Below are 18,476 nucleotides of genomic sequence, written 5' to 3'. Positions count from 1 at the left end.
TTTCCCCTCCTTAACTTTTTGAGCAAGAAAGCCCTAAATAGGGCTTTTAAACTGGATATACAGGATGTTTACGATCCGTGAATACTTGATATTTACTCATATACATTTCGAAACGTCCTTTTAACTCTTCACGTAAATTGTTTGGATGAACAATACCATCAATCACCATCTCTGATGCTAAATGATAAATATCAATATCTTTCTTATACTCTTCACGTTTTTCAGCAATGAAGCTAGCACGCTCTTCTTCTGGTAAAGCTGCAATTTTATTTGCATATACAGCATTAACCGCAGCTTCTGGACCCATTACCGCAATAGAGGCTGTCGGTAATGCCAAACAGCAATCTGGTTCAAATGCTGGACCTGCCATCGCATATAAACCAGCGCCATATGCTTTACGAACAACGATAGAAATCTTCGGTACAGTCGCTTCACTCATTGCAGAAATCATTTTTGCACCGTGGCGAATAATACCAGCACGCTCTACTTTTGTACCGATCATAAATCCTGGTACATCCGCAAGGAATAATAATGGAATATGATATGCGTCGCATAAATTAATAAACTTAGCAGCTTTATCAGCTGAATCATGGAATAATACGCCGCCCTTCATACGCGGCTGATTTGCAATAATACCAACTGGCTTACCATCAATACGTGCTAAGCCTGTAATTAGCTCTTGAGCAAATAATTTTTTTACTTCATAGAATGAACCTTCATCAATAACTCTATTAATGAGATCTTTCATATTGAAAGGAGCATTTTGATTTTCTGGAATGATTTGTTCTAACGTTTTATCGAATTGTTTCGGTTCTTGGGGTGTAACCAATGGAGTCTTTTCTAAGTAGTTATTTGGAAAATATGAAATGTATTGTCTTGCTTGTGTAATCGCATCTTCTTCTGTCTTACATAAAACATCTCCGCATCCTGATACAGAGCAATGCATACGAGCTCCGCCCATCTCTTCTAAAGTTACCTTCTCACCGATAACCATCTCAGCCATACGAGGAGATCCTAAATACATAGATGCATTTCCTTCTACCATCATTACAACGTCACAAAAGGCTGGAATATACGCACCACCAGCTGCAGAAGGTCCAAATAACAAGCATACTTGAGGAACTTTACCTGATAACTTCACTTGATTATAGAAGATTCTTCCTGCACCGCGGCGCCCTGGGAACATTTCTACTTGATCTGTAATACGTGCTCCAGCAGAGTCGACTAAATAAAATAACGGAACACGTAGTTTTTCAGCTGTTTCTTGAATACGTAAAATCTTTTCAACTGTGCGTGATCCCCATGATCCAGCTTTTACAGTAGAATCATTGGCCATTACACACGCAGTACGACCATGTATTTTACCCGTTGCCGTTACAACGCCATCCGCAGGTAAGCCTGTTTGTTCACAGTTAGCAAATAATGCATCTTCTACATATTCGCCATTATCAAATAGAAGCGCTAAACGATCTCGAACAAATAATTTTCCTTTTGCTTTATTTTGCTCATGATATTTCGGTGCCCCGCCTTGTTTAATTGTTTCAACTCGTTCTTCAAATGAATTAGATTGTTGTTTTTGGTCTAACATATTTACTCCCCCTTATACATCGGTTTGCGTTTTTCTTTGAATGCCTGTAATCCTTCTATTCGATCTTTCGTATGGATTACACCTTCATACGCTTGTTTTTCCATTTGTAATCCGGTATGTAAATCAACTTGAATACCATTTGAAATTGCCTCTTTTGCTAATCGAACAGCAATCGGTCCATTACTAGCAATTTTCTCTGCTATTTCAATCGCTTTCTCTTCAAGTAAATTAGCTGGTACAACAAATTCTACTAAACCGTATTCTTTTGCTTCTTGCGCTGAAATACGTCTACCTGTATAAATTAATTCTTTCGCTCTACCAACACCAATTAATCTCGGTAAGCGCTGTGTACCACCTGCTCCTGGTATAATTGCAAGTGTCGTTTCAGTAAGACCAAGACTTGCAGATTCAGCAGCAATTCTAAAATCACAAGCTAAACTTAATTCCGTACCACCACCAAGTGCAATTCCATTTATAGCAGCAATAACTGGCTGTGGTAATTGTTCAACCATCTCCATAGTAGTGCGAATCATACTAACAGCATGGCGAACTTGTTCTTCGTTCATATCGGCACGCTCTTTTAAATCTGCACCAGCACAAAATGCTTTTTCACCAGCACCAGTCAAAATAACTACACGCACGTTTGAATCTTCACTTATTTGAGTTAATATAGTTTGTAATTCATCTAATAATGCTAAAGATAATGAGTTTGCTTGTCTTTCACGATATAACGAAATCTTTACAACGTGAGGTGTTACATAATCAACTGAAATGTTTTGTAATTGTAGCATCTTCTCACCTACTTATCGTTTTATGTTGAAGCGCTCTATACACATGACTCGGTAATTGGATATTTAATTTACTTTGAATAAATTGACTTGCTCTCAATAACTTCTCTTCATCAATATTCGTTTGGACTCCTAACTTATGGAGCATATGTACTAGGTCATCAGTAGCAACATTACCTGATGCTCCTGGTGCATAAGGGCAGCCCCCGAGTCCACCACAAGAACTATCAAACGTTTTAATACCGTATTCTAATGATTTAACTACATTCGCTAGAGCCATTCCATACGTATTATGAAAATGCATTGCAAACTGCGAAGCATCATACTTCTTTAATAGATGTTCTAATACTTGTTCTACTTGTAATGGATTCGCTACACCGATTGTATCCCCAAGAGAAACTTCATAAATGCCGTATGAAAATAGTTGATTACATAATTCGTCAACTGCTGTGACACTTATATCCCCTTCATAAGGACATCCAAATACAGTAGAAACATAGCCTCTTACCTTTTTCCCTTCGAATAATGCCTGTTTTGTTATATCTTCAATTACAACTAATGCTTCTTTAATCGATTTATTAATATTACTTTTATTATGAGATTCACTTGCTGATAAAAAAACATTCACCTCATCTACATTTTGCAAAAAAGCTCGTTCCAAACCATTTTGATTCGGAACAAGCGCAGCATATGTAACATTTGGGTCCCTTTTCAGCTCAGAAAATACATCATTTGCATCTGCTAATGCAGGGACCCATTTTGGGTGAACGAATGAGGAAACTTCAACATACGACAATCCTGCTTCTGTAAGTAGTTGAATCCATTTTACTTTATCTTTTGTGCCAACAATCTTTTTTTCATTTTGTAAGCCATCACGTGGCCCGACTTCTTTAATGACAGCAAAATTAGGTAGTTTCAATTCGCTTCCCCCTATATCTCCCTATTCAATTTCTAATAATACATCTCCTTCATTTACAAAATCGCCTTCTTGCACATTAATTTTCATAACTGTGCCAGCTTCTTCTGAAATGATTGGAATTTCCATTTTCATAGATTCCAAAATGACGACATCCTGCTCTTCCTCTACTGTATCTCCTACTCCTACAACAATCTTCCAAACGTTTCCTGCCATCGATGCGTATACTTTCGTCATCATTTTTTCCCCCTTAATATTGTTAAATCTTATTTTTTAACGAGTTGTTTCGTTACAAACCCCGTTGTATAAATACCCTCTTTGAACACTTCGTCTTCCAAAACTTGCAGTAGCATTGGCGTGTTCGTTTTAATACCTTCTACTTTTAATTCTTCTAGAGCATCATGTAATTTCGAAATTGCTTCTTCACGAGTCTCGCCATGTGCAATGACTTTCGCAATCATTGGATCATAGAAAGGTGTAATCGTTACATGATTTTCTAAGAAGTGATCAATCCGTACATTTGACGGTAATGTTAAATCTGTAATTTTCCCAGGTGATGGGAAGAATGTTTTCGGATCCTCTGCATAAATACGAGCTTCAATGGCATGACCACTACGTTTTACATCATCCTGAGTAAATGATAGTTTCTCTCCACTTGCGATAAGGAGTTGCTGTTCTACAAGGTCTAATCCCGTAATTTCTTCTGTCACTGGATGCTCTACTTGTAATCTCGTATTCATCTCTAAGAAATAGAAGTTCTTCTGATCATCTACAAGAAACTCAACTGTACCTGCATTTGTATAGCCAAGTGCTTTGGCAGCTTGTACAGCAACTTCTCCCATCGCCTTTCGTGTACCTTCATCTAAAAATGGTGAAGGTGCTTCTTCGATTACTTTTTGATTTCGGCGCTGTACCGAACATTCACGCTCCCATAAATACACTGTGTTACCATGTGTATCTGCTAAAAGCTGAATTTCAATATGATGCGCATCTGCTATATATCGCTCTAAATACATTTCTCCGTTACCAAAGAAGTTTTGCGCTCTTGTTTTATTACTTTCAAACGCTTTGGTGAGCGTTTGCTCAGTTTCCATCAACTGCATACCAATGCCTCCGCCGCCTGCGGATGCCTTAAGCATTAAGGGATAACCAATTTGTTTTGCAATTTCAATTGCTTCTTCAGCAGTTTCAATATTTGTAGTAATACCTGGGACTACTGGGACATCTGCTGCTTGCATTGCGATACGTGATTCGATTTTACTTCCCATCTTCGTAATGATTTCTTCTGAAGGACCGATAAATACGATTCCTTCTTCTTTGCAACGAACCGGAAAAGACGGATTCTCTGATAATAAACCATAACCCGGATGAATCGCTTCTGCATTTGTCTTCTTAGCTATTTCAATAATTTTTTCAAGGTTTAAATAACTTTCTTGAACACGCGGTCCACCTACTAAGTAAGCTTCATTTGCCATCTTCACATGAAGGGCATTTTCATCTGCTTCAGAATAAATAGCAACAGTGCGTATGCCAAGTTTTTGACAAGTTTTCATAATACGAACAGCAATTTCCCCGCGATTCGCAATTAATATTTTTTGAAACATAGTGATTCCTCCCTTTTATCTACATCCTAAATGTCTAGCAATTACGAGACGTTGAATTTCAGAAGTTCCTTCACCAATTTCTAATAGTTTCGCATCACGAATATGTCGTTCAACTTCATATTCACGCATATAACCATATCCACCATGAATCTGTACTGCTTGATTCGCAATACGGCTTGCTGCTTCCGATGCAAATAGTTTTGCCATTGCCGCTTCTTTGCCGAAAGGTTTATCGTTATCTTTTAACCAAGCTGCTTTATGTACTAAATTGCGTGCTAGCTCTACTTCAGTCGCCATATCAGCTAATTTAAATTGAATCGCTTGGAAATTAGAGATTGACTTTCCAAATTGTTGACGTTCTTTCGCATATTGTAATGCACGTTCAAAGGCTGATTGCGCAATACCAACTGCCAATGCAGCGATTGAAATACGCCCTCCATCAAGTGTATATAAAAATTGTTTAAAGCCTTTATTTACATCACCAAGAATATTTTCTTTCGGTACACGAACACCATCAAGTACGATTTCACAAGTATTAGAAGCGCGAACACCCATCTTATCGTAAGGACTTGAAATCGTTAATCCTTCACTCGTAGTAGGCACGATAAATGCAGAAATACGTTTTCTACCATTCTCTTCAATACCGTTGACAGCGGTTACAATAATTGTATTTGCATACTCTGCGTTTGTAATCCAACACTTCTCACCACTGATTACATACTCATCACCATCTAATACCGCTTTCGTTTGAGTACCACCTGCATCTGATCCAGCATTCGGCTCCGTTAATCCGAAGGCACCTAATGTTTTACCTGACGCCATTGGAACTAAATACTTTTGTTTTTGTTCTTCTGTACCGAAATAATAAATTGGAGAAGCACCTAATGAAATTGTTGCAGCATAGCTTAAACCGGTGCCACCACAAGCGCGACCAATTTCTTCAACTGCTAAAGCATACGATACTGTATCGCCACCTGAACCTCCATACTCTTCTGGGAATGGGATGCCTAGTAATCCTAGTTCGCCCATTTTTTGAAATGTTTCATATGGAAACTCTGCAGTTTTGTCATAATATACAGCTTTCGGTGCGATTTCCTTTTCAGCAAAGTCACGTACCATTTCTTTAATCATTTGTTTTTCGCGAGTTAGAGTAAATTCCATTCCGCTACACACCCCTTATCGAATATTGAGTTTCGACAGCGTGCGAGTTTCTACTACAAACATAACAACTTAAAAGACAAGAATATTAGTTAGACAATTGCTATAATTCTGTCATAACTTAATTTTAAAACAGATTCTGTACTAATGCACAAAAAAATTCCTACATTGTTCTACAACAACATAGGAGGTTTTGTGTCGAATTATGTAATTTATTGTTTAATAATCTCTACCTTTTCCGGAATCAGAAATTTCTACTAATGCTTCAGGATATGGTTCGAAATATGTTTGTCTTAATAAATACTTTTCATCAAATCGAATAGCCCATGATTTTAAAATTGTAAGTAAACTACTAAGTGGTATTTTCTTTTCTGCATACTTTTGTAACAGTTCTATAAAATGATCTTTTTCTTGTTTTTTTAACTTTGTTTTAAAATATCCAAAAATGTGCTCGCATACATTTACATTCGATGTATAACGGGGCGCACGCATAAATAATTCATATAAAGTCTTCTCATAGTTTTCAAATACCACTTCAATCTTTTCATTTTTTTGATTTGCAATTATACGACCTAATTCCTTTTGTTTCCCCTGATTATATGCCATAAATAAATATTTATTATCCGACTGAAACGATACAAGTTCTTTCATATTTTTATTGTGTTTAATCATTTTGTAATATGCGATTGTAAATAGCCTTGTAAAGAAATGCTCTCTAATAATAAAATTCGACAATCTACCTTCCTCTTCAATAGGAAGATACGAAAAATTTTTTACTACTGCTCCGCCAAATAAGCCAGCTCCTTTTCCCTTTGCTGGCGCTTTTTCAAAACCAGAATAAATTTTCACATCACGCGTACCACAACTTGGTGAACGATTCTTTAAAATAAAACCATCCACATCCGATATCGTTTGTAAAAAGTCATTTGAAAACTGCTCCATTTTTTCAGTTACATCTTCTCGTGTCGACGGTTGCACAAGTCTATTCTCACCATTTTCTTCTACAATTCGTATCGTTTCACGAGGAGTCCCCAATCCAATCTCGACTTCTGGACAAACAGGTATAAATGTAACAAATGGCTGCAAATTTCGTATTGTTACATCTGGAATCATCTCTCCATTATAACGACAAGCATCAAATTCTAAACATTTACTTACGACGATTGTAGGTTTTGCAAATTGTCGCATCTTATTACCTCCTTATTACTAGTCCGTATAATATAAATTGTACTAAGATTAACATTTTAAGCAAAGTTTGATTCAGTTATTTTTATGAGAAATATAAATCCAATGATACATTAACAATCATTCAACTCTATTTTCTATAAATGTGCGCCCTATTAATGAGGGTTTAGATATTGTGAAATGAATAATACACACATGCTTCGGAGAAATTAATGATTAAGAAAGGAGGGATTGTTATGAAAAAGAAATTATCATCTATTTTGAGTGTTTTAACACTATCTATTATGTTTTTAGGTACATCTACGCAAGCTGAATACGATGGAAATAATATGAATAGAGTTAATAACACTGATATTTCAACTCGAGTAAATGACAATAACTTAGACAGAGTTAATAATGATGTAAGAACTCGAAATGTAAATACAACAAATGATTTAAATGATAATCGTGATAAAAATAATAATTGGGCTTGGCTTGGTTTATTAGGACTAGCAGGATTATTAGGTCTTAGAAGAAGAGACAAAGAAACACGCTGATTTAGAATGTTTTTAGTAAACAAGCACTTATTTATCAAAAATATATAATGAAAATAAATCGCCTTTTTAAAGGCGATTTATTTTTACTTAAAAGTAATGTATGTAATTCACACTTCAACGATTAAAATCGTGGAGTTAATCCATACAATATAAATTGAATCGTATTTTCAATTTCCGCTTCATCATTCCATTTTTCTTCAGGCAATAATAAAAATCGTGTTAATAATAAACCTAATACAGCTGATAAAGTAAGACGTAGTACGGAAGATGGTGATATCTCAATAATTTCCCCTTCTTCTTGAAATTTCACAATCAACTTTTTGAAATGTGAAAACAGTTCTGTTTCTACTAATTGCTGTATTTCATTTTTCAGTTCTGGTTGGAATGGCACCTCTTGAATTAATATTTTTATCATAGGAAAGTGTTTTTGAGCAAATTTAAACCTATTATGAATTACAACCCTTAAAAGTCTTTCATATGATTCATACTCCGATTTAAATATTTCTTTTGCAAAGGTTTGTACGAAAAATGGTGCAGCGAACTTAGTTAAAGTTGGCATTACGACCGCTAGTAATAAATCTTTTTTCGTCTTATAGTAGCGGAAGATTGTTCCTTCCGCTACACCAGCCCGTTTTGCAATTTCACTTGTTGAAGTTGAAGCGTATCCTTTTTCTCCAAACATATCAACAGCCGCCTCTAATATTCGCATTTGACGTTCATTTCTTTTATCCGTATTAGTTGCAGCTATTAATTCCTCCAGCCAATCCTTCTGCATTTATAAAGCTCCTTTTTGTCATTATTATATTTTGCGATGTTTCTTTAAAGCAAATACATTTCCTACTGCAAATAATATTGAAAAAAGTAATAATACAGCAAGATCTAATGCAATCTCTGTAAACCCTTGATTCCGAATCATCACTTGTCTCATTGCGTCAGCGCCGTATGTGAGTGGAAATACTTTCCCTAACATTTGTAGCCACTTGTTCATAGATTCCATTGGAAACAATCCAGAAAAGAAGATTTGTGGCACAATAACAAGCGGTATAAATTGAATCATTTGAAATTCATTATTTGCGTATGCCGATAAAAACGTACCTAATGTTAGTGCAGTTAAAGAGAGCATACATGTAATAAGTAGCGTTAGCCATATAGATCCAGCTACGTATAAATCTAAAATATAAACGGAAAAACTTACGATAATAATGGATTGTATAAAGGCAAAGATTCCAAAACCAATAATATAACCTGCGACTATTTCCCATCTTCTTATTGGGGTGGATAATAACCTTTCTAGCGTACCACTTAAACGTTCTCTTACGAAGGATACACCTGATAATATAAATACAAAGAAAAATGTAAAGAAACCAATTAATACAGGACCAAGCCCATCAAACATCGTAAAGTCTTTAGAGCCATGTAAAAAATTTACTTCAGGTTTCATAATCGATACATCATTCTTCTCTGTGCTTTTTTGCAATACTTGAAGTACAGCACGATTTTTTGACGAATCACTACCTTCCAACAGAAGTTTCATTTTTCCATTCTCTATTCGAAGTATTGCATCTACCTTTTGTTTTTCTAACTCAGAAATCGCGTTTTCTTTACTGTATTCATAAATTGACGCTTCTTGATTTTTCATCACTTTTACTATTTGAGCGGGCATATCAACAACAGCAATTTGCGGTATATAGTCTTTTTGTGTAAACACTAGCGATAATAGCCAAAGTAATAACATTGGTGCCCCAAACATCATCGCTAACGAACGCTTATCTCGAAAAAATTGGCGAATAATACGAATGATTACACCAGTAACTCTCATGATGACACCACCTCTTCCAACAAAAAGACATCTTCAATCCGTCCAGATGACACGCGTTTTTTCAATTCTTCAGTTGTTCCAACCGCAACTAGTTTCCCTTCTCTAATTAATCCTAGACGCTCACAAAATTCAGCTTCATCCATAATGTGCGTCGTTACAATAATCGTTGTGCCTTTCTTTTTAAGATCATAAAATTTTTCCCAAATCGTTTTCCTAAGAAGCGGATCTATCCCCACTGTAGGCTCATCTAAAATTAATATTTCTGGTTCATGGAGGAGTGCTATTGCTAATGATAAGCGTTTTTTCATTCCACCTGAAAATTGTTGTACTTGCTTTTTCATATACTGTGACAATTGTACAAGTTCAAAAACCTCTGCAATTCTTGTCTTTTTACTTTTTCCCTTTAATCCATACATCGTTGCTATAAAATCTGCATTTTCATATGCTGATAATTCTTCATATAATGCATCCGCCTGGGCCATATAACCAATTCGTTTCATTTCATTTAAATTAGGCATATTAGTATTATTAACAAGTACTTCACCTTTCGTTGCCTCATTAATACCTGCAATCATTTTAATGAGCGTTGTTTTCCCCGATCCAGAAGGTCCAACAAAACCAAAAATCTCTGCTTTTTCAACTTGCAATGAAAGATTGTGTAACACTTCTTTTTTTCCAAAACTTTTTGATACAGTCCGTAAAATAATTGAAGGTTGTTGCACGTTTCATCCTCCTTTTCCAATAAAAATGAGTGAGTACTCACTTTTATTTTACTCTTGCTTAATTATATGTCAAACTTCGTTGATTAGTATGTATGTTCAATCACCGATATTAAAAAATGAAACAGAGTCGACATTAGAATTTCATTTCCTAAAGTCGACTCTGTTTCATTTAAACTATAAATTTCACTTTACGTTTTTAAATTCATATACTTCCGAATTCTAGCAACGTCTAAAGAATATTCGATAACTAATTGCTGTAACGGTAAAATAACTGTGTCAGGATATAAATGTGCATATTGTAATGTTTCTGCATATTTTTCTAACCTTTTTTCTAAATACTTTATTATTTGATCAGGATGACTTACTAATAAACATTTACAATAATAATGGATTTGTTCCTCAATCGCCGTGTATTCTTCAATTTCATATTCTTTATGCATGTGTACACCCCTTTAAGTTTTTATATGAATTACTTATCACAATTTTCACTCGACAAATTTTAAGTTTTTTGATTATTTACACTATAACAAACACTGAGGGTCAAATTTTGTTACTTTATGTAACGTAGAAAATTTTTAACAAAATTGTAATGTTTACTCCTGCAAAATACAGAAAGCCCCTTTACTCATTTTTGTATAAAAAAAATCGTACAGCTTAATTTAGCTGCACGACTACAATTTCTGGCCTATTCAAAATCCTTTGCGGAATGATACTATTTCCTAATCCTCTACTCACTACCATTGATGTATTTTGTTCTACATATAAACCCGCTGTATATTTAGGTAAAACACCTTGATTTGGCGCAACTAATCCTCCGATAAATGGCAATCTAACTTGCCCTCCATGAGCATGTCCCGATAAAACCAAATCCAACCTCTCATTCGTATATTCCTTTATAAATTCAGGCCGATGGGATAATAATACATTATATTTATCTGGCTGCATTTCAATTTTCGCTTTTTTAATTTCATCTATTATAATATTTCCTTCATCACGGTTTCCAGTAACAAACTCTGGATCATCAATACCGAGCAAGTTTATTTCTTGCTCACCCTTTCGAATGCCTACATGTTCATTCCTTAAAACATTGACATCATATTTCTTCAACTCTTTTTCTAAATTGTTATACTTTCCAGACCATTGTTCATGGTTTCCTGTCACAAAATATACAGGATATTTCTTTACAATTTCTCGTATTAATTGCATACTAACTTCTGCATCGCATGATTTACTGTCAATTAAATCACCCGTAATCGCAATAATATCTGGGTCTATACTTTTTATTTTTTGAATTAACACATCTTGATTATCGCCAAATTTTTTATTGTGTAAGTCTGAAATTTGTAGAATTTTATACCCTTTAAAAGAGGATGGTATTTTACTAGAGGTTATTTTAACCTCAGTTATACTTATTAAATTGTTCTGTAAATATAAAAAGATACTACAACCTACTAATGTAGCAATAAGTAATATACTTCTTTTAATCTTCTTGCTCATATTCCCTCCTAAAATCTTCATCAATACTACAATTCTCAAAAACATTTCAATAGATTATTCTTTTTATCTAACGGTTCTCTTTTAAAGTGAAATCGATTTAACTACGATAATCAAGTACAAGTTTCTAATTTTAGGAACTGAAGAACTTATATCACTCTGTTGAAGTAAACATGCCCGGTTCTGTTCTAATCGTAACTCTATCATATAACATTAAAGCCGAAATTCCCAAGTTAAGGAATTTCAGCTTTTTGAGTTCGTATGAATATCTTAGTTTTAGTTCTATGTATCTTGCCGTTGTACATCATAGTACATACCAGTTGTCTCTCTATATGTGGTGAGTTTTTTATCTTTTTCAATAATCAACTATGTATAAAACATTTAACTTAGTTAATACCCTTAATGAATATCATGCTTTTTAAAGTTTCCGCCTTGTACTTCCGCAACATCATATACAGTGACAAAGGCATTTTCATCAATTTCATGAATAAGTTCCTTCATTGTTTCTAAATTTTAAAATTATGTAGCGTCATTCCATTCAGACTTCAATATTGAATATTGATATTCATCAATCCACTGCCCTTTTAGCATGTAATTCTGTAATAAATGACCTTCTCTCCTCAACCCCACTCGTTCTAGTACAGAAATAGACTTATTATTTCGAACGTCCGAAAATGCAATCACTTTATGTTTCCGTAATGAATGAAATATGTAATTCAGTAAGGCACAAACAGCTTCAGTTGCATAGCCTTTCCCCTGATATTCTGGAGAAAGAGTAAATCCAATTTCTACGATGCGAGGTTCATTTACAAGTGTGTGAAGTGCACAATCTCCAATTATTTTGTTATTTTCAGCCAAAGCAATTGCGAACTGGAACCAAGTACCTGGTAGATTAGGATTATTTTTAACTTGTTCATTTACAAACGTTTTAGCCTCATGATATTGATAATTAACCCATGACTGAAATCTAGCCACTTCTGGATTAGAACGATAAAAATGAAAGTAGTTAGTGTCATCCATACTAAACCTTCTCAAAACAAGACAATCTGTTCTCCAAAAGACTTGATTGTCATTCTCCATAACTATTCACCCTCTTTTCTACATTAATTATATCTTTATAATACATAGGTATAAATAGTTTACATGCTTATAAAAAAGCGATTCTTTTCACATTAAAAAGAATCGCTTTCCAAGTTCTTATTTTTAATTATATTACATAAAGAATTGAAAGATTATTACTTAAGAGCCTTAACTATAACTTCCGTTGCCTCTGCAATGAGTTGATTATCATAGCTAGCCTCTTTCTCACCTTTACTAGATAAAATTGCGATGATAATTGGTGCTCTATTTGGAGGCCAAACGATAGCAATATCATTTCTTGTTCCGTAACTGCCAGCACCTGATTTATCTCCAACTACCCAGTCAGTTGGTACGCCTGCACGAATAAGTTTGTCCCCTGTAGCATTTCCTTTCATCCACTCTGTAAGAATTTTACGTTTTTCAGCTGGAAGTGCATTTCCGACCGTAAAAGCTTTAAGATTCGTAGCAATTGCTTTCGCTGTACTAGTGTCACGAATGTCTCCTGGAATAGCTTCGTTTAATTCTGTTTCAAAGCGATCAGACATAGTAACCCGATCCCCCATCTTTCTAAGCGCTTTTTCATATCCTTTAGGTCCGCCTATTTTATTAAATAAAATGTTCCCTGCAGTATTATCACTTGAACGAACAGCAGCCTCAGCAATTTCTCCTAGTTTCATTCCAGTATCTACATGTTTCTCTGTAACAGGTGAATAATCCACTAAGTCTTCTTTCGTAAATGTGATTACTTCATTTAATGTATCAATTGAGTTTTGCTGTAGTAATACTCCTGCTGCTAAAGCCTTGTAGGTTGATGCGAAGGCAAATCTTTCGTTAGATCGATAAGAAATTGTTTGATTTGTACCAGTATCAATCGCATATACACCTACTCGAGCATCAAATTTTTTCTCAAGTTGAGAGAACTCTTTATGCGTCGCCTGATTTTTATGTTTCACTTGTCCAGTCTTTTCTTTCGCTTCAACTTGCAGTGCCCCTCCTGTAAAAGCTTCTAGGCTTGTAATACTTAAACCTAATATACCAACGCATATTCCTATTTTTAGCATCCTCTTATTTTTCAAAATCATCATTCCTTCCAAATTTTTAGCACCTTTTTATACGTACACATAATAGACAATCACCGAACCAAATTTGTTCCATAAACTAAAAAAATTATAGCTAGTATGAGAGTTATTAACAAAATAAGAGATAGTAGCTACGACGCCTCTATCTCCTATTTCATATTTCATTTTTTTACTTATAAATGGCTTTATATGAACAGGTTCTTTCCCTGAGAAAAGTACTCTAATTTTGCTTAGAACTACCTGTACTAGTAGCTTCACCATGTATACGTTGCTGTTTTAAATCAAAGTATACATCTAATACTTCCTTTCCGATTATAGAATTAATTCCATTTTTATCATCATGAAGCCATGGAACTACTACGGAAAATGCTACTTCTGGATTATCATATGGAGCATATCCAACTAACGTTAAGTTGTAACATTCCATACGTTCTCCTTTTGCATTTCTACCAATCGGGTCATCTCCACCATATACAGTTTGGGCTGTTCCTGTCTTTCCTGCTGGTTTATATGGCGCGTTTTTGAAATATTTCACGCCAGTTCCATCACCTTCTTGGAATACCCATCTAAACCCTTCTTTTATCCGATCAATATGTTCTTTCTTCATATCAATTCGATTTAATACGACAGGCTCTATGGAACGTATAACTTTGCCAACCTCTTCTTTTATTGATTGTTCTCGTATTTCTTGTACAATTTGAGGTTGCATTCTATAACCACCATTCGCAATCGTTGAAATATATTGCGCTAATTGCAACGGCGTATACGTATCATACTGACCGATAGAAAAATCTAGTAAAAACCCAGGTTGACTATCTACTTTTCTCGTTTGTCCAATTATTTCATTCGGTAAATCAATACCTGTTGGGACACCTAAACCAAATTGCTTGAAATAATAGCGCATCGTATCAAATGCTCCTTGTTTAATATCCAATGAGCCATTTGGTACGTAATTAACTCCCGCAATTTTTAAAGCTGTCTGGAACATGTATACATTCGAAGATACTTGTAAAGCCCGTAAATCATTAATATTACCAAATCCGGATACATTCCACGATTTCTTAGCTTGTGTACCTTTAAATTTCATCGGCGCGTCATAAAATTGATCTCCTGGATGTATTGCGCCTGTCTCATATCCAGTTAATAAAGTAGCACCTTTTACAGCTGACCCTAGCTCATACGAAGTTGTCATGTTTCCTAATGCCAAATCCTCAACTTCTATTTTCCCTTCTTTTTCTACAATCTTTTTGCCTGCCATTGATAAAATTTGTCCGTTATTTGGATTCGTCATGACAACAAAAGCTCGATCGAGCAGTGGCTCTGAACTCTTAAAAGCTCTCAAGTTTTTCTCTATACTTTCTTCCACTTTCTTTTGTAATTCCATATCAATCGTTAATGTTAAACTATTACCACTTTTTCCTTTAGAGATTATTTCTGTGCTAACAATGTTTCCTGATTTATCAGTAATATTTTTCACTTCTTCTTTTGTGCCGTGTAATACATCTTCATATCGTTGTTCAATATAACTTTTTCCAACACGATCATTACGGTTATATCCACGTACTAAATAAGAATCTAAATTTTCTTTCGGTAATCCTTCTTCACTACTCGTAATATTTCCTAATACAGAACGAAATAAATTACCGTTTACATAATTACGTTCCCAATCAACAGTTGCATCTACTCCTGGAAAATTCGCAAGATTTTCGCTTATCCGCGCATACTCTTCATCTGTTACATCTTTTTTAATGATTTGTGGTGTTAGTTGATAACCTGAACTCATTTTACTTTTAATAGCTAACACCTTTAAATCTTGTGCTGTTAATTCTGCTAATTCTACCTCTGTAACACGACCTCGTCTTAAGTCTTCTATTTTTTTATCTAACTCTTTTCCCTCTATACCCTTTTCTTTAAACTTTTCTATATCTTTCTTAGTAATCTTTGTCTCCGCACGTTTCGAATTCAACTGCATCCAAAAATCTTTTTTATCGATATCTGTTAATTTATTTATATCTTGTTCAGGCATTTCAAGTACTTTCGCCAAGTCTTTTGCTGTTTTTAAAATATCTTCACTCGTAATTCCCTTCACCCTTGTATACGTAATTGTGCGAAGAGATTTATTATTAACAACTGTTTTCCCTTCTCGATCTAAAATTTGTCCACGTGGAACTGGAATACTAGTTATTGCATTTTGACTACTTTCCACTTGGTTCTTATAAGCCTCTCCCTCAACGATTTGTACCTTTCCTAGCTGCATAATAATAGCTGAGAATAGTACAAATATGCAAAGGAACATTATATTTAATCGAATAGATATATATGTCTTCTGCTTCTTGCCTTTTTGTTCTTTCATAAATCCTCCATTTAATCCTTTCAGAAATTGCTACAAATACTAAAAGCATTCCTTATATATTAGATACCGATAATCGGTTATAAATATTGCCTCAATTTTTTGCTTAATCCTTGTAAGCAACCATTTCTTTTCGTTTAGATACGGAATTAATAACTCTCCCTTCCTGTTTTCTCTCTATTTTTTTGCCACTTGCATGAGAAGTGCTAAACTGTATAATGACTCTTATTAAACCTTACATATAAACTTGCTAGTAAATTTTCATGCTAATTATTCCTTTCTTCATGCTGTAATACTTAATAGACAACCTAAACAATAAAGTTGTTCCACATTTACAAAAAAAATAATTAAATATAAGATGAAATAGGCTACATAAGGGAGGGTTATATGTTACATATAAAAAGATGGAGATTTTTTGCGTTTTTTTCTATCGTAGGTTTGATTTTACTAATTTTATTAAAAATCAACTTCATTTCAATTACTATCGCAACTTCTTCAGCTGAAAGAGGAAAGATTTTTGATCAAAATGGTGTAATACTAGCTACAAATAAGAAAATTAAGTCTCTATATTGCACTTCTAATGACGAAAAGCTATCGAAACAAGATACATCAAACACATTAGCTTTTTTTAATCAATTTTCAAGCGAGTTTCAACATGATATTTCTACAGAGAACATAAAATCTCAATTACAACAATCTTGTAAAAAGCAGACTATGAATGGTATACCGTTATACTCTGATATAAATGAGAATGAACTTGCATTCATAAACAAAAACAAACCCAATAATGTAATAATTAAAGATGAATGGATTCGATATTATCCTAAACACGAAATTGGTTCACAAGTAATTGGGTATGTAGAAAATGACCTTAATTCAAAGCATTTGGCTGTTGGAAAAAGCGGGATTGAGCTGCAATATGAAAATGATTTAAAAGGAAAACCAGGTAAAACTCTTATTTTTAAATTGAATAATAAAAAGTTCTTATGGAACATTCAAAACGTACAAAAAGGTAAAGATGTACGGCTAGCTTTAGACTCTGAGTTGCAGCAAAAGGCAGAAGAAGCATTAAAATCTCAAATTAAGAAAACACCTGATGCTAAAGCTGGTTATGCTGTAGTGAGCGATGCGAAAACTGGCGCAATTTTAACTATGGCCAACTCGGTAGTTTTTGATCCAAATATATTAAATACACATGTATCTTCTAGAAAAGAAAACATTAAATCTCTTTCGCAAAATAAAGCAATTCAAAAATTAAAGTATGGTGAATCTTATGTAAATATGGCTTCTACTATAAAACCACTTACTATTTTAATTGGATTAAATGAAAAGCTTTTCCAACCCGAAGATACTTATTTAGATAAAGGTACTTTTCAGTATGATAATCAAAATAACATTACGAATGCGCCTGGAACACCAACAGGGGAGATTACACCGAGGCAGGCTATCATTAATTCATCTAACACATTTATGACAGCAAAAGTAGCTCTGCCCCTATTCAACCAAAATAATGGGAATATAAAAAAAGTGGCACATATATGGACAGATTATTTAATACAATTCGGCCTACGTTCTAAAACCGGGATTGATTTACCCTTTGAAGAAGACGGACAATATGAATTCCATCCATCTAATAAGTTTGAAAATGGAATCTCCGCTTTATTAAACGCCTCTTGGGGAGGAAATGAAGTGCATACCCCTCTTCAACTCGCTCAATATGCAGCAACTTTGGCAAGTAAAGGTGATAAATATAAACCTCAAACTGTAAGTGCAATTATTAGTCCGGACGGTAAGGAAACAAAAAAGTTTAAACCAATTTTAGAAAGTTCAAATCGTTACCCGATGACCTTTTGGAGTGTCGTGCAAGGTGGAATGAGTCAAAATATAGAGGAAATTAAAAAGTTGCCCTTTGACGTCGCAGGTAAAACAGGTATTACAGGTTTTCCGAATGAGCAAGAAAGAATGATAAATCATTCTCTTTTCATTGCATATGCTCCTACCGAAGATCCACAAATTGCCGTTTCTGTCGTTATTCCTGGTAGTAATTCAGAAAAAAACATCGCTGCTCTCGTTACATCAGAAATTTTAGAGTCTTGGCATACACTTCAAAAAGAGAATAAAAACAAAGAGGAAGGTTCATTAAAGTGAACCTTCCTC

At 34.5% G+C, this 18,476-nt stretch carries 17 protein-coding genes and 1 pseudogene; 2 read left to right on the top strand and 16 right to left on the bottom strand.

Annotation, left to right across the window (positions count from 1 at the left end):
• Positions 1 to 46 precede the first annotated feature (46 nt).
• The 7 genes from BM089_RS08695 to BM089_RS08665 form a co-directional block, all read right to left on the bottom strand.
• Positions 47 to 1,588 (bottom strand): acyl-CoA carboxylase subunit beta, encoded by a 1,542-nt coding sequence (locus tag BM089_RS08695; RefSeq protein WP_000886744.1) that lies wholly within the window; start codon positions 1,586 to 1,588, stop codon positions 47 to 49.
• A 2-nt stretch (positions 1,589 to 1,590) separates the two neighbouring features.
• Positions 1,591 to 2,379 (bottom strand): enoyl-CoA hydratase, encoded by a 789-nt coding sequence (locus BM089_RS08690; protein WP_000939814.1) that lies wholly within the window; start codon positions 2,377 to 2,379, stop codon positions 1,591 to 1,593.
• Between the two features lie 4 nt (positions 2,380 to 2,383).
• Positions 2,384 to 3,295 carry a hydroxymethylglutaryl-CoA lyase gene (gene mvaB / locus BM089_RS08685; protein ID WP_000775435.1) on the bottom strand — a complete coding sequence of 304 codons (912 nt, stop codon included), beginning with the start codon at positions 3,293 to 3,295 and terminating at the stop codon, positions 2,384 to 2,386.
• A 21-nt stretch (positions 3,296 to 3,316) separates the two neighbouring features.
• Entirely contained in the window at positions 3,317 to 3,532 is a 216-nt protein-coding gene (locus BM089_RS08680; RefSeq protein WP_001987345.1) for an acetyl-CoA carboxylase biotin carboxyl carrier protein subunit, read from the bottom strand.
• 26 nt (positions 3,533 to 3,558) lie between these two features.
• Entirely contained in the window at positions 3,559 to 4,896 is a 1,338-nt protein-coding gene (locus tag BM089_RS08675; protein ID WP_000486742.1) for an acetyl-CoA carboxylase biotin carboxylase subunit, read from the bottom strand.
• A gap of 15 nt (positions 4,897 to 4,911) precedes the next feature.
• Complete coding sequence (locus BM089_RS08670; protein ID WP_000397279.1) at positions 4,912 to 6,057, bottom strand: acyl-CoA dehydrogenase; 1,146 nt, start codon at positions 6,055 to 6,057, stop codon at positions 4,912 to 4,914.
• Between the two features lie 216 nt (positions 6,058 to 6,273).
• Positions 6,274 to 7,242 carry a YbgA family protein gene (locus tag BM089_RS08665; RefSeq protein WP_090976647.1) on the bottom strand — a complete coding sequence of 323 codons (969 nt, stop codon included), beginning with the start codon at positions 7,240 to 7,242 and terminating at the stop codon, positions 6,274 to 6,276.
• 233 nt (positions 7,243 to 7,475) lie between these two features.
• Between BM089_RS08665 and BM089_RS08660 the strand changes: the two genes are divergently transcribed.
• On the top strand, positions 7,476 to 7,775 hold the full coding sequence (locus BM089_RS08660; RefSeq protein WP_000728159.1) for a WGxxGxxG family protein: 300 nt from the start codon (positions 7,476 to 7,478) through the stop codon (positions 7,773 to 7,775).
• Between the two features lie 121 nt (positions 7,776 to 7,896).
• On the opposite strand, the gene BM089_RS08655 is transcribed toward BM089_RS08660, so the two are convergent.
• From BM089_RS08655 to BM089_RS08615, 9 genes and pseudogenes are all read right to left on the bottom strand, one after another.
• The gene (locus BM089_RS08655; protein ID WP_001168196.1) at positions 7,897 to 8,550 is read right to left on the bottom strand and encodes a TetR/AcrR family transcriptional regulator; all 654 of its coding nucleotides are present in this window, start codon (positions 8,548 to 8,550) and stop codon (positions 7,897 to 7,899) included.
• A gap of 24 nt (positions 8,551 to 8,574) precedes the next feature.
• Entirely contained in the window at positions 8,575 to 9,594 is a 1,020-nt protein-coding gene (locus tag BM089_RS08650; protein ID WP_001266734.1) for an ABC transporter permease, read from the bottom strand.
• Positions 9,591 to 10,316: an ABC transporter ATP-binding protein gene (locus BM089_RS08645; RefSeq protein WP_001187075.1), complete on the bottom strand. Its 726-nt coding sequence runs from the start codon at positions 10,314 to 10,316 to the stop codon at positions 9,591 to 9,593. Before BM089_RS08645 ends, BM089_RS08650 begins: the two co-directional genes overlap by 4 nt.
• Positions 10,317 to 10,504: 188 nt before the next feature.
• Positions 10,505 to 10,756, bottom strand: coding sequence for a hypothetical protein (locus BM089_RS08640; RefSeq protein ID WP_000548621.1), 252 nt, complete (start codon positions 10,754 to 10,756; stop codon positions 10,505 to 10,507).
• Positions 10,757 to 10,970: 214 nt separating this feature from the next.
• On the bottom strand, positions 10,971 to 11,813 hold the full coding sequence (locus tag BM089_RS08635; RefSeq protein WP_000037685.1) for a metallophosphoesterase: 843 nt from the start codon (positions 11,811 to 11,813) through the stop codon (positions 10,971 to 10,973).
• Positions 11,814 to 12,209: 396 nt separating this feature from the next.
• Positions 12,210 to 12,311: pseudogene (locus BM089_RS08630) on the bottom strand (DUF2179 domain-containing protein); the annotation flags it as partial.
• 18 nt (positions 12,312 to 12,329) lie between these two features.
• Positions 12,330 to 12,890, bottom strand: coding sequence for a GNAT family N-acetyltransferase (locus BM089_RS08625; protein WP_025118371.1), 561 nt, complete (start codon positions 12,888 to 12,890; stop codon positions 12,330 to 12,332).
• Between the two features lie 155 nt (positions 12,891 to 13,045).
• Positions 13,046 to 13,972 carry a class A beta-lactamase Bla1 gene (bla, locus tag BM089_RS08620; RefSeq protein WP_139213245.1) on the bottom strand — a complete coding sequence of 309 codons (927 nt, stop codon included), beginning with the start codon at positions 13,970 to 13,972 and terminating at the stop codon, positions 13,046 to 13,048.
• A gap of 217 nt (positions 13,973 to 14,189) precedes the next feature.
• Positions 14,190 to 16,322 (bottom strand): peptidoglycan D,D-transpeptidase FtsI family protein, encoded by a 2,133-nt coding sequence (locus tag BM089_RS08615; RefSeq protein WP_000662990.1) that lies wholly within the window; start codon positions 16,320 to 16,322, stop codon positions 14,190 to 14,192.
• A 384-nt stretch (positions 16,323 to 16,706) separates the two neighbouring features.
• Between BM089_RS08615 and BM089_RS08610 the strand changes: the two genes are divergently transcribed.
• Entirely contained in the window at positions 16,707 to 18,467 is a 1,761-nt protein-coding gene (locus tag BM089_RS08610) for a peptidoglycan D,D-transpeptidase FtsI family protein (RefSeq protein ID WP_090976643.1), read from the top strand.
• Positions 18,468 to 18,476 lie beyond the last annotated feature (9 nt).

The sequence above is a fragment of the Bacillus sp. 5mfcol3.1 genome (genome assembly GCF_900114335.1).
Classification (GTDB): domain Bacteria; phylum Bacillota; class Bacilli; order Bacillales; family Bacillaceae_G; genus Bacillus_A; species Bacillus_A thuringiensis_S.
Note: the sequence above shows the minus strand (reverse complement) of the source record. Positions and strands in the feature narration are given on the sequence as shown.

Bases quoted from the DNA above. Each gene is read 5' to 3' on its own strand.
- BM089_RS08695 (WP_000886744.1), bottom strand. From the start codon at position 1,588: ATGTTAGACCAAAAACAACAATCTAATTCATTTGAAGAACGAGTTGAA.
- BM089_RS08690 (WP_000939814.1), bottom strand. From the start codon at position 2,379: ATGCTACAATTACAAAACATTTCAGTTGATTATGTAACACCTCACGTT.
- BM089_RS08680 (WP_001987345.1), bottom strand. From the start codon at position 3,532: ATGATGACGAAAGTATACGCATCGATGGCAGGAAACGTTTGGAAGATT.
- BM089_RS08675 (WP_000486742.1), bottom strand. From the start codon at position 4,896: ATGTTTCAAAAAATATTAATTGCGAATCGCGGGGAAATTGCTGTTCGT.
- BM089_RS08670 (WP_000397279.1), bottom strand. From the start codon at position 6,057: ATGGAATTTACTCTAACTCGCGAAAAACAAATGATTAAAGAAATGGTA.
- BM089_RS08665 (WP_090976647.1), bottom strand. From the start codon at position 7,242: ATGCGACAATTTGCAAAACCTACAATCGTCGTAAGTAAATGTTTAGAA.
- BM089_RS08660 (WP_000728159.1), top strand. From the start codon at position 7,476: ATGAAAAAGAAATTATCATCTATTTTGAGTGTTTTAACACTATCTATT.
- BM089_RS08655 (WP_001168196.1), bottom strand. From the start codon at position 8,550: ATGCAGAAGGATTGGCTGGAGGAATTAATAGCTGCAACTAATACGGAT.
- BM089_RS08650 (WP_001266734.1), bottom strand. From the start codon at position 9,594: ATGAGAGTTACTGGTGTAATCATTCGTATTATTCGCCAATTTTTTCGA.
- BM089_RS08640 (WP_000548621.1), bottom strand. From the start codon at position 10,756: ATGCATAAAGAATATGAAATTGAAGAATACACGGCGATTGAGGAACAA.
- BM089_RS08635 (WP_000037685.1), bottom strand. From the start codon at position 11,813: ATGAGCAAGAAGATTAAAAGAAGTATATTACTTATTGCTACATTAGTA.
- BM089_RS08625 (WP_025118371.1), bottom strand. From the start codon at position 12,890: ATGGAGAATGACAATCAAGTCTTTTGGAGAACAGATTGTCTTGTTTTG.
- bla (WP_139213245.1), bottom strand. From the start codon at position 13,972: ATGATTTTGAAAAATAAGAGGATGCTAAAAATAGGAATATGCGTTGGT.
- BM089_RS08615 (WP_000662990.1), bottom strand. From the start codon at position 16,322: ATGAAAGAACAAAAAGGCAAGAAGCAGAAGACATATATATCTATTCGA.
- BM089_RS08610 (WP_090976643.1), top strand. From the start codon at position 16,707: ATGTTACATATAAAAAGATGGAGATTTTTTGCGTTTTTTTCTATCGTA.